The following is a 10,657-nucleotide window of genomic DNA, read 5'->3' as shown; positions in this document are numbered from 1 at the left end:
ACTGTGGGAACCTGCCCCAACAGGTAGGGTGCATGACCAGGTGGGGGGCAACTGTCTTTCACAAGATCTGAACGTTGGCACAATTCACTGTGGGAACCTGCCCCAACAGGTAGGGTGCATGACCAGGTGGGGGGCAACTGTCTTTCACAAGATCTGAACGTTGGCACAATTCACTGTGGGAACCTGCCCCAACAGGTAGGGTGCATGACCAGGTGGGGGGCAACTGTCTTTCACAAGATCTGAACGTTGGCACAATTCACTGTGGGAGCGGGTTTACCCGCGAACCGGGGCATAGCCCCGGCCACCCAACACAGGGCTACCAGCGCCCCGCCGCATCCTGGTCACTCTGCCTGCCCTCGACCCAGCGCGGGCCGTCCCCGGTCATTTCTTTCTTCCAGAACGGCGCCCGGGTTTTCAGGTAATCCATGATGAAGTTGCAGGCATCGAACGCGGCCTGCCGGTGAGCACTGGCCACACCCACAAACACAATGGGCTCGCCCGGCTCCAGTGCACCGATGCGATGCAGCACCTCAATCTTCAGCAGCGGCCAGCGCTGCTGGGCCTCGGCGGCAATCTTGGCCAGGGCCTTCTCGGTCATGCCCGGATAGTGTTCAAGAAACATCCCCGCCACCTCGCGCCCTTCGTTGAAATCCCGCACGTAGCCGACAAAAGCGACAACCGCCCCCACACCCACGTTGGCCGCGTGCATGGCATTGACTTCCAGCCCCGGGTCGAATGCAGCCTCCTGAACGCGTACAGCCATGTTCAGCCTCCTGTTACCGGCGGGAAGAACGCCACGTCATCGCCCTCTTCCAGCGGCTCATCAAGCTTGCACAGTTCTTCGTTGCGCGCACACATCAGGTTCTGCTCACTCAGCACGTCGTACGGAGCGCCCCTGGCCACCAGCGCCTGACGCACATCGTCGAGCACTGCGAATGCACCTTCGACACGCTCCGCGTCCACCCCCAGCCGTTCGCGGTAACGGGCGAAATACATCACCTTCACGTTCATCAGCCTTGCACCTTGTAATGGCCACTTTTGCCGCCGAGCTTTTCCAGCAGGCGTACCTGTTCGATGACCATACCCTTGTCCACGGCTTTGCACATGTCGTAGATCGTCAACGCGGCAACGCTGGCGGCGGTCAGCGCTTCCATCTCCACACCGGTCTGCCCGGCCAGCTTGCAGCGGGCGACGATCTTCACCGCATCCTCACCCTCGGCATCAAGCTCCACCTTCACGCTGGTCAGCATCAATGGGTGGCACAGCGGAATCAGGTCACTGGTCTTCTTCGCCGCCTGAATGCCGGCGATGCGCGCCACGGCAAACACATCGCCCTTGGGGTGTGCGCCATCCACGATCATCTGCAAGGTTTGCGGCAGCATGCGCACCCGCGCCTCGGCGGTGGCCTCACGCTCGGTGACGGCTTTTTCAGTGACGTCGACCATATTGGCCCGCCCCTGGGAATCAAGATGTGTCAGCACTGCTCTGCTCCTGTGAAGGGAGCAACGAGTGTAAACCCGTGGGTCAGCTTTAGGCACGGGTTTGTAGCCGGGCGGGAAGTTGGAGCGGCCTGGGCAGGCCGCCCCGATGTGCCGTTAGATGTGCCGTTACATGTGCGACTCGGCGTACTCGGCCAGCACCGACCGCGGCACACCCTGCAGGGTGATGTGCACGCCGTGGGGGAAGTCCTTGAAGCGCTCGGTGAGGTAGGTAAGGCCCGAGCTGGTGGCGGACAGGTAAGGTGTGTCGATCTGCGCCAGGTTACCCAGGCACACCACCTTGGAGCCGGCACCGGCACGGGTGATGATGGTTTTCATCTGGTGCGGGGTGAGGTTCTGGCATTCATCGATGAGGATCAGGCTCTGCTGGAAGCTGCGCCCACGGATGTAGTTCAGCGACTTGAACTGCAACGGTACCCGCTCGAGGATGTACTCCACGCTGCCATGGGTGCTTTCGTCGTCCATGTGCAAGGCTTCGAGGTTGTCGGTGATCGCACCCAGCCAAGGCTCCATCTTCTCGGCCTCGGTACCCGGCAGGAAGCCGATCTCCTGGTCCAGCCCCTGCACGCTGCGGGTGGCGATGATGCGCCGGTAGCGCTTGCTGACCATGGTCTGCTCGATGGCGGCAGCCAGTGCCAGGATGGTCTTGCCCGAGCCCGCAGCGCCGGTCAGGTTGACCAGGTGAATATCTGGGTCCAGCAGGGCGAACAGCGCCAGGCTCTGGTGAATATCCCGTGGCTTCAGGCCCCAGGCTTCCTGGTGCAGCAGCGGCTCCTGGTGCAGGTCGAGCAGCAGCAGTTCGTTTTCACGGATGCCTTTGATCCAGCCAACGAAACCCTGCTCGTCGATGATGAACTCGTTGACGTGCACGGCCGGCAGGTTCTCGGCCAGTTGCACACGGTGCCAGGTACGGCCACGTTCCTGGCGCGTGTCCACCTTGTTCACCCGGTCCCAGAACGAACCTGTGACCGAGTGGTATCCCTTGGACAGCAGCGACACGTCGTCTACCAGCTGGTCGGTGCTGTAGTCTTCGGCCGCAATGCCACAGGCGCGCGCCTTCAGGCGCATGTTGATGTCTTTGGTGACCAGCACCACGTCCAGGTCGGTGCGCCGCGCCCGCACTTCCAGCAGCTGGTTGATGATGATGTTGTCGTTGAGGGTTTCCGGCAGCAGGCGATTAGGCTCGTTGCGCGGGGTCATCAGAATGGACAGGAAGCCCTTGGGCCCGCTCTTGCCACGCTGGATGGGTACACCCTGCTCGACCACGCTGGGTGAGGCGTCCCCCAGGGTCTGATCGATCAGGCGGATGGCCTGGCGGCATTCGGCGGCGATGCTCTGTTTGCCGGCCTTGAGCTTGTCGAGTTCCTCCAGCACCGTCATCGGGATGGCGACGTGATGCTCCTCGAAGTTGAGTAATGCGTTAGGGTCGTGAATCAGGACGTTGGTATCGAGCACATAGAGGATTGGCTTGCTGGAGGAAGGGGTGCGTCCTTGGTCATCCATACTCGGTCACCTTATGTCGAAGCCACACGGCGCGGTCTGTTACGCCGCAAAGTGACTGCCGGTCTCCCCGTATCCGCGTTGTTACGGGCGGGAAGCGAACCTGGCCAGGTGAGCCTGTATGACGCCACCTGTGCTGCAGGAATCGGCTGTCTGGTTTCTTCATACCGCAAAAGGCATGACCGGAAAAAGCATTTTTACGCGTTTTTGAAGTTTATTTTTCCGATTGACGAACTGCCCTTGGCGGGGCGGCCAGGCGGGTCTACAGTCAGAAGTCAGATTGCTCATTGTGCATAAGCATATTCCTTGCAGCCCTGCCAGCCGATGCCGCTCTGTGCGGTGTGCTCCAGCAGCCATTGCACGGCCGGCTGGGCTTTGGGCAGGGCATCGTGAAACTGGATCACCCCCTTGCGCCACAGCAGCATCAAGGTCAGCACCCGCTGGGCCGAGGCCTGGGCATCCAGCGCACCGTCATCCTGGGCGTCGATGTCCCACAGTGACACGCGCAGTTGCTGGCTGGCCATGAACGCGTCCCCATCCGCCCTGCGCTGGCCATAGGGGGGCCGGAACAATGGCACGTATTGCTCAGGCAGGTCTGCCTTCACCCGCCCCTGGCTGCGCCTGAGCGAGTCCTGCCAGCCATTCCACTGCGCGTGGGACCTGTACTCCCAGCCCTGAATACCTACGCACTGCCCGTCATACAACGTGCGCAGGGCGTCGAGCGAGGTGCCCTCGCGACGTTGCTGCAAGCGGTTGCCCAGGACGAAAAAGGTCCCTTCCAGCTTCTGCCCGCGCAGGTAGTCGGCCAACGTATCGGTACTGCCACCCACCGGCCCCGGCCCACCGACGAAGGTGAGCAGAAACAGCCGGTCGTTCAGTTCGTCGCCGTTGCGCTCGGCCGGTGACAGCCGCTCCACCTCACTGCTGGTTTGCGGCATCAATGCCGCCTTGCGCAACTGCTCGTCCAGGTAGCGCACATGGAAGCGGTGGCTGGGTTCGACCCAGCCGGTGTAGAACGCGCCAACATCGGCAGCGAAGGTAGCGGCTTGCGTGCGCAGTTCTGCCATTGAGGTGACGGCGTAGCAGAACGAGGCATCCTGCTCGCAACTGCGCTGGGCCTGTTGGTAACCGCTCCACAGGCGCTGCCACATGCGCGCCCGCACCAGGCGCACCTTGTGCAGGTTGATCTGGCGCAGCCCCAGCCGCGCCGCCAGCGCCGCATCGTCGAGCAGCTCGCTTTCATGCAGCACCTGGGCAAACGACAGTATCTCGGCACGCGACGCCACGTCGAACAGCACCGGGCTGTCCAACTGCTCGGGCCACAGGCTGCGGTCCAGGCTCACCTGGTCGCTGGGCGCGGCGTGCACGGCCACGCTCAGCAGCGCGGCCAGCAGGGCTGAGGCTATGCGCACGGTCCAAGGCTCCCCAATGGCAAAACAGGCACTATAGCGCCTGCACGGTCCATGAGCGCCCACTATCGTCGCCATAGTTTGGACTTGCCACGCCCAGCCCGTAGAATTCACGGTCAATGATGCCAGGAGCCGACCCGATGCTGACGGTGATTTCCCCCGCCAAGACCCTCGACTACGACACCCCGCCGGTGACCGAGCGTTTCACCCTGCCCGCTTACCTCGACGACTCGCAGGAATTGATCGGGCAACTGCGCGAACTGAGCCCGGCGCAGATCAGCGAACTGATGCACCTCTCCGACAAGCTTGCCGGCCTGAACGCCGCCCGCTTCGGCAGCTGGACGCCGCACTTCACCCCACAGAACGCCAAGCAGGCGTTGCTGGCCTTCAAGGGCGACGTGTACACCGGGCTGGCTGCCGAAACCCTGGGCGAAGACGACTTCACCTTCGCCCAGGGCCACTTGCGCATGCTCTCGGGCCTGTACGGCCTGCTGCGCCCGCTGGACCTGATGCAACCCTACCGCCTGGAGATGGGCACCAAGCTGGCCAACGCCCGCGGCAAGGACCTGTACGCCTTCTGGGGCACCCGCATCAGCGAATGGCTGAACCAGGCCCTGGCCGAACAGGGCGACGACGTGCTGCTGAACCTGGCCAGCAACGAGTATTTCAGCGCAGTGAAACGCAGCGCGTTGAACGCCCGGGTGATCAACGTGGACTTCAAGGACCTGAAGAACGGCCAATACAAGATCATCAGCTTCTACGCCAAGAAAGCCCGCGGCATGATGACCCGCTTCGCCATCGAGGAGCGCATCAGCGACCCAGCGCAGCTCAAGCAGTTCGATGTGCAGGGGTACTACTACAGTGCCGAGCAGTCGAAAGCGGATCACCTGGTGTTTTTGCGGGATCAGCCAGGCGAGTGAGCCCGGTTGCGAGCGGGCTGGTGTCAGGGCAGTCGCACGTACCCTGACCTCAGCCCGGCCACTTCCAACCCCTGTGGCCATATCGAGCCAATGCTCACCGGCACCTTGCTCGGCAACTGGTTGGGGTGCTCACGGAACCACACATAACTCAGCCCTGCCTTGTCTTGCTCGACGGCATCGGGTGGCACTACCCATACCCGGTCCTTGCTCGAAACCAGCACTTCAACCTGGGCACTCATGCCCAAGCGCAGAGGTCGGCCGGGCTCCAGCGAAGGCAGATCGATGTCCGCCACCAGGTCGTACCAGGCGTCTTGCGCACCTTCGGTTCTGGGCAACTGTGCAATGTGGGCAACCCGGCCTTGGAAAACCTGCCCGGCGACTGTAACTCGGGCCAGCTGGCCTTCATGAACGGTAGGCAGGTCCTGTTGCTCGACCGCTGCCAGTACCTGGATCTGACCAAGGTCAATCAGTTCAACCAAAGGCGTGCCCCTCGCCACAGGCAGGCCTGGCTGCAACCGCTGTGACGCGTTGGCGCTTGATGCTGTGGCATTCACCACCAGCGCGCTGAACGGCGCCTTGACCTCCTGTTGCTCACGCAAGGCGACCAGCGCGGTTCTGTGTGCCTGGGCATTGGCAAGCTCCATGCGCGCTATACGCAGGGCATCCCCTTGCCCTTGCGCCAGTGTCTGCTCAAGGTCCTGTTCGGCATCCAGCAGCAACTGATGCTGGCTCTCGACTTGCTGGGCAAGGTTGCGCACCTCCATGCCGGCGACGATGCCCCGCTCGAACAAGCGTTGGTTTTCGTCCAGAGCGGCGCGGCTTGCGGCCAGCGCGTTGCGCGCGCTTGCCAACATCCGGCGGGCCCTCGCAACTTCAGGGCCGGCGACCCATGCCTCAAGCGTTGCCGTATTGGCGCGGGCCTTCAACCACGTAGCCTCCGCCTGCCGCAGCTCGACTGCCAGCTGAGCGGTATCCAGCGTGAACAGCGTGTCACCTGTTTTCACATGCTGGCCATGCGTAACCGCAACGGCTGCCATTACACCGTCGAACGGAGCTGCCACGATGATCCGCCTGGCAGCTTGCAGTCGCCCGGCCAGGCCCAGCCATTGTTGCAGGCTCTGGGGCTCGATCTGCACCCAGCGCTCGGCGTCCACGGGTGCGCGCCAAGGCCATGCATACCAAAAACCGCTGCCGGTTATCGCGAGCAACAGGCACATCACCTTTCGCCAGTCAGTCATGCAGTTCCACACCCCAACGCTCAAGCGTGGCGCCCAGTATCTGATCGAGAATGGCCTGGCCATTGAGGTAGGCAACGGCCGCATCCAGGCGGGCATCCTGAGCGTGGCGCAGGTCGTTCTCGAAGCTGAGCACCTCGAAATTGCTCGATCGCCCCAGCGTGAGTTTTTCCTGCTCGATATCGAGCTTGCGCCTGGACAGCGTCAGTGCCCGCCCCGCGATCTCCAGCTGGCGCCACCTCACCTGTAGATCCCGTACGGCGTCGGCTACATCGCGCTGCAACTGCTGCTCGGCCTCGGCCTGGAGCAGATCGTGGCTCTGCAGGGCGGCCTGAGCTTGCACCTGTACCTGCCGCCGTCGCAGGTCGCCGATGGGTATGTCCAGCTCAAGGCCTACATAACGTTCCCAACTCAACTGATGGGCGCTGCGCTCCCTCGCCTGGCTCGCGCCGGCTATCAAGGACAGGTCCCACCATTGCTGGTCGTCGGCAACCATCAGGTCCAGGGCAAGCAGTTCGCCGGTGATCAGTTGCATCAGGTAGGCAGGCTGCAAGGCCCGGGCGCTGGCCAGTGCCTGCCCAGCATCGATCTGCACCTGATGTACCTCCAGCTCATCGACGGCAACCAGCGGTGTGGATAAGTCCACAGCCAAGGCCTGGGCCAGCGCAAGGCGGCTTTCCTGCAGATGGTTGCGGCTGCTTTCCTGTGCCAGCTCCCGGTTGGCCACTTCGGCTTCGGCCTGAACGATATCGAACGCCGCCATGCGCCCGGCAACGATCAAGGCCTGGTTTACCTGCACCAGTTGCCGGGCACGCACCACGCCCTGCTCAGTTATTTTCAGTTGCTCCTGGGCCCGCAATAACGCCCGGTAGAGAACAATCACCTGGCTGATGCTTTGCCCAATGGTGTCCTTGAGTGCCAACCTGTTGCGCTGCTCGAACAGCTGCGCTTGCCGCAAAGGTGCCCCTGCGACTTTCCGGCCTGCCCCCCGCAACAACGGCTGAATCACCATGAGGTTGGCCCCATCCCGGTACTGTGGCCTGCCCCCGTCGGTTTGAGCATGCCCATAGGCCCAGTCCAGGCTGAAGCGCGTTCCGTAAGAGGTCAGCAAGCTGGCACTGGGTGCCAGCTCGGTATCCTTTCGCTGTACCTGCTGATCCCGACTGCGTCGATAGCGCGCCTTGAGGGACAGCTGCGGTGCGTATTGATAGTGCGCTACCCGCAGGTCGAACTTTTCCGCTACGCGCTGGAGATGGGCGCTGCGGATGGCGCGGTTGTTACGCAAAGCCAACGCTACGGCATCGTCCAGGTGCAGCGCCACTGCACGCGCTTGCGCAGTTGCAAGCGCACTGACACCTTCAGCAACGGCCGCAGGCGACAGTAACAGCATGCAGGCCAGTACCCGCCAGTCAATCTTCATGCAGGGCCTCTACTGGCAGTAAACGTGCAGCCCCAAGCGCGGGATACAGCCCTGCCGCCAAGCCTGCAAACAGCGAGCTGGCGATGCCTGACGGAACCGAGGCAGGGGCTATCGAAGGCGGCCAACCGGACAACCATGCGAACAGCCAGCCCGCCAGGATCCCTGCCACGGCGCCGCACACTGCCCCCGTGCACGACAACAACAACGCTTCGAGCAAAAACGACCAACCGATATCCCGAGCCCGCGCCCCTAATGCCAGGCGAAGACCGATTTCTCGGCGCCGTTCGCCTACGCTCATGAGCATTACGTTCATCACGCCAACGCCCCCCAGCAGCAGAGCGATGCCGGCGAACCCCGAAAGCAGCCAGGCAAGCATTCGGGACTGCCCAGCCATCCCTTCCAGTAACTGGATTGGCAGCCTTACAGTGATATCGTGATGCGGCAATTGTGCTCGCAGGTGTGCCCCGAGGTGTTCGGCGGCCAGCGCCAACGATTGCGAATCACGCCCCCTTGCCAGCACCAGGCCCACCTCAGGCGCAGGCACCAGTCGGCGTATACCTGACAATGGCATGAGCACGGCCTGATCCAGCATGACGGGGAGCAGCGGGTTGTCACCTGTCCTCGCCATAACGCCTATGACGTCGAACACATACTGCCCCATCTGCAGCCTGTCACCTGATCTGGCGCCTAATTGCGCAGCCAGCTGGTTGCCCACCAGCACGTGCAATGCGCGCCCGTCATATTGAGACAGCAGGCGACCTTCTCCAGGGCGCAGTTGCAATACATGGGCAAGTTCCTCGCGGCTGCCGATGACCATCGCATCCACCTGCCGCCCTTTCAGCCGAACACGGGTCGCGGCCACGACGACCGGCGCTGCCGCTTTCACCAGGTCCGACACACCCGTCAGATCCGGCTCTGTCAGCCCGCCTGCCAGCCCCTCATGTGAAAGCTCGGCAACCATCAGTTCGCTGCCAAGGCCTTCGAACAGCAAGCGCGCGTGCTGAGCGGCGCCGTGCCCCATATTGAGCAGGGCCACCACGGCGGCGCAGCCTACTCCGATACCCAGCAACGCCAGCCAAGCCCTGCGACCCATCAATCTGATGTTGAACAGTGCCTCGCTGAACCGGTGCGACCAACTCGGGCCGTAAACGTCAGGCATCCGTCAGCCGCCCCTGCTCTACCCGCAGACACCGCTGAAGTTGCTGCGCCATCCCAAGGTCATGGGTGACCATCAGCAGCGTGGTTCCCAGCTCCTGATTCAACCTGAGCAACAGGCGCAGAACCTCTTTCCCCGTCTGGGTATCCAGGCTGCCGGTAGGCTCGTCCGCCACCAATAACCGGGGCTCGGTTACCAAAGCCCGGGCGATGGCAACACGCTGGCGCTGGCCACCCGATAGCTCGGCAGATCGTTGCGGGCCAAGTTCGCCAATACCTACCGCCTCCAGTTGGTTCTGGGCGAGCACCCGGGCTGCTGGCAGGCGCAACCCACGGTAGGAAAGCGGCAGCGCGACGTTATCCAGGGCGGACAGACGCGGCAGCAGGTTAAAGCTCTGGAAGACGAACCCGATCAGACGATTGCGCACGACAGCGCACTGGTCGGCGCTGGCCTCTGTCATATCATTACCCACCAACTGCACACGGCCAGAGCACGGCCTGTCCAGCAGACCGATCAGGTTCAACAGCGTACTTTTGCCTGAACCGGATGGGCCGACAATGGCGCACGTTTGCCCACTTGGAACAACAAGGTTGACGTCCTTGAGCACGGGCAACCCGGCATGGAAGCGGCTCACCTCGGTGAGGCTCACGATGGCGCTCATGCGGGGCCTCCGGGCTTGATCGATGGATCAATCGGCGAATGCGCTTTTTCAGCCTCATCTTCGAGTTTACGCACCGTTTTCAAGATCACTTCGATCAGCGGATCGTCTTCGCTGCTTTGTCGCTGGTCCGTTTTGCCGATCAGCAGCGTTAGATCGATTTCATAGTTACCAAAGCCTGCCTCCATAATGGGGGGCAAGGCTTTGTAATAAGCAATAACTTCACGGATGGTTTCATCCTGATAACCCGTGCTTTGATATTCAGCACGCGCTTTTTCGACAATAGCGCTTGACCACAGTGAATAGCGATGCCCCAGTTCTCTGCTGGCTGCAAGCCGCTCGTTATATGTAAAATCCCCTCCCTCATCGTAGCCAATCAGCGACAGCTGTTCGAGGGTCAATGCTTTGAAGGGATTATCGCCTCGCCCATTCACGAAAGCGGTCGCTTGTTCAGCCCGCGCCAAGCGTTCCTGATCGTCAGTATCCGGTACAAAGGCATCATGAAAAGGCTTGGTCAACCTGTAGCCGACCCCGCCGAGATCCATCTGAATCCGCGCGCCCAACGTTGCCAACTCTTGGCGGCTTAACTGACTGTCCCTGACCGCCGCACGCTCTGCAGCGGCGGCGAGCTGACGAGATAGCGCAGACAAAGCAAGTTTTGTGTCAGCCTCGTTATTGAAACTACCCGTACGTTGACTTGACACTTCACGGGAGCGGGGAAGTGCTTTGACATTGAGCAAGGGGACGCCTGACGCAGCATTAATATCGCTTATCTTTGACATAGATCCAACCTGGCTGATGATTCAATCCTGATGTAATACAAGCCTGCGCAGTTGCATCACTCATGATCGCTATACACG

At 61.9% G+C, this 10,657-nt stretch carries 11 protein-coding genes; 1 reads left to right on the top strand and 10 read right to left on the bottom strand.

The window, feature by feature from the left end:
• Positions 1-316: 316 nt before the first annotated feature.
• The 5 genes from moaE to IAE33_RS21665 form a co-directional block, all read right to left on the bottom strand.
• Positions 317-763 (bottom strand): molybdopterin synthase catalytic subunit MoaE, encoded by a 447-nt coding sequence (gene moaE, locus IAE33_RS21685; protein WP_201165061.1) that lies wholly within the window; start codon positions 761-763, stop codon positions 317-319.
• Positions 764-765: 2 nt separating this feature from the next.
• Positions 766-1,011: a MoaD/ThiS family protein gene (locus IAE33_RS21680; RefSeq protein ID WP_201165060.1), complete on the bottom strand. Its 246-nt coding sequence runs from the start codon at positions 1,009-1,011 to the stop codon at positions 766-768.
• A complete protein-coding gene (gene moaC / locus IAE33_RS21675) occupies positions 1,011-1,481 on the bottom strand; it encodes a cyclic pyranopterin monophosphate synthase MoaC (RefSeq protein WP_201165058.1) in 471 nt (156 codons plus the stop codon). Before moaC ends, IAE33_RS21680 begins: the two co-directional genes overlap by 1 nt.
• Before the next feature lie 126 nt (positions 1,482-1,607).
• Positions 1,608-3,002, bottom strand: coding sequence for a PhoH family protein (locus IAE33_RS21670; RefSeq protein WP_028635229.1), 1,395 nt, complete (start codon positions 3,000-3,002; stop codon positions 1,608-1,610).
• 281 nt (positions 3,003-3,283) lie between these two features.
• Positions 3,284-4,411 carry a polysaccharide deacetylase family protein gene (locus IAE33_RS21665; protein ID WP_201165056.1) on the bottom strand — a complete coding sequence of 376 codons (1,128 nt, stop codon included), beginning with the start codon at positions 4,409-4,411 and terminating at the stop codon, positions 3,284-3,286.
• 137 nt (positions 4,412-4,548) lie between these two features.
• Between IAE33_RS21665 and yaaA the strand changes: the two genes are divergently transcribed.
• On the top strand, positions 4,549-5,328 hold the full coding sequence (gene yaaA, locus IAE33_RS21660; protein WP_201165054.1) for a peroxide stress protein YaaA: 780 nt from the start codon (positions 4,549-4,551) through the stop codon (positions 5,326-5,328).
• Positions 5,329-5,351: 23 nt separating this feature from the next.
• Here yaaA and IAE33_RS21655 read toward each other — a convergent pair whose 3' ends face one another.
• From IAE33_RS21655 to IAE33_RS21635, 5 genes are read right to left on the bottom strand one after another with little or no spacing between them, the layout of a single operon-like run.
• Positions 5,352-6,566, bottom strand: coding sequence for an HlyD family secretion protein (locus IAE33_RS21655; protein ID WP_201165052.1), 1,215 nt, complete (start codon positions 6,564-6,566; stop codon positions 5,352-5,354).
• Positions 6,559-7,983, bottom strand: coding sequence for a TolC family protein (locus tag IAE33_RS21650; RefSeq protein ID WP_201165050.1), 1,425 nt, complete (start codon positions 7,981-7,983; stop codon positions 6,559-6,561). Before IAE33_RS21650 ends, IAE33_RS21655 begins: the two co-directional genes overlap by 8 nt.
• Entirely contained in the window at positions 7,973-9,142 is a 1,170-nt protein-coding gene (locus IAE33_RS21645) for an ABC transporter permease (RefSeq protein ID WP_201165049.1), read from the bottom strand. Before IAE33_RS21645 ends, IAE33_RS21650 begins: the two co-directional genes overlap by 11 nt.
• The gene (locus IAE33_RS21640) at positions 9,135-9,800 is read right to left on the bottom strand and encodes an ABC transporter ATP-binding protein (protein ID WP_201165047.1); all 666 of its coding nucleotides are present in this window, start codon (positions 9,798-9,800) and stop codon (positions 9,135-9,137) included. Before IAE33_RS21640 ends, IAE33_RS21645 begins: the two co-directional genes overlap by 8 nt.
• Positions 9,797-10,579 carry a hypothetical protein gene (locus IAE33_RS21635; RefSeq protein WP_201165045.1) on the bottom strand — a complete coding sequence of 261 codons (783 nt, stop codon included), beginning with the start codon at positions 10,577-10,579 and terminating at the stop codon, positions 9,797-9,799. The genes IAE33_RS21640 and IAE33_RS21635 overlap by 4 nt, the downstream gene beginning before the upstream one ends.
• Positions 10,580-10,657: the final 78 nt, after the last annotated feature.

The organism is Pseudomonas sp. S60 (assembly GCF_016647865.1).
Lineage (GTDB): Bacteria > Pseudomonadota > Gammaproteobacteria > Pseudomonadales > Pseudomonadaceae > Aquipseudomonas > Aquipseudomonas parafulva.
Note: the sequence above shows the minus strand (reverse complement) of the source record. Positions and strands in the feature narration are given on the sequence as shown.

What these genes read in the sequence shown, in the direction of transcription:
- IAE33_RS21680 (WP_201165060.1), bottom strand. Translation starts at nt 1,011, where the DNA reads ATGAACGTGAAGGTGATGTATTTCGCCCGTTACCGCGAACGGCTGGGG.
- IAE33_RS21650 (WP_201165050.1), bottom strand. Translation starts at nt 7,983, where the DNA reads ATGAAGATTGACTGGCGGGTACTGGCCTGCATGCTGTTACTGTCGCCT.
- IAE33_RS21645 (WP_201165049.1), bottom strand. Translation starts at nt 9,142, where the DNA reads ATGCCTGACGTTTACGGCCCGAGTTGGTCGCACCGGTTCAGCGAGGCA.
- moaE (WP_201165061.1), bottom strand. Translation starts at nt 763, where the DNA reads ATGGCTGTACGCGTTCAGGAGGCTGCATTCGACCCGGGGCTGGAAGTC.
- yaaA (WP_201165054.1), top strand. Translation starts at nt 4,549, where the DNA reads ATGCTGACGGTGATTTCCCCCGCCAAGACCCTCGACTACGACACCCCG.
- IAE33_RS21670 (WP_028635229.1), bottom strand. Translation starts at nt 3,002, where the DNA reads ATGGATGACCAAGGACGCACCCCTTCCTCCAGCAAGCCAATCCTCTAT.
- IAE33_RS21655 (WP_201165052.1), bottom strand. Translation starts at nt 6,566, where the DNA reads ATGACTGACTGGCGAAAGGTGATGTGCCTGTTGCTCGCGATAACCGGC.
- IAE33_RS21640 (WP_201165047.1), bottom strand. Translation starts at nt 9,800, where the DNA reads ATGAGCGCCATCGTGAGCCTCACCGAGGTGAGCCGCTTCCATGCCGGG.
- IAE33_RS21635 (WP_201165045.1), bottom strand. Translation starts at nt 10,579, where the DNA reads ATGTCAAAGATAAGCGATATTAATGCTGCGTCAGGCGTCCCCTTGCTC.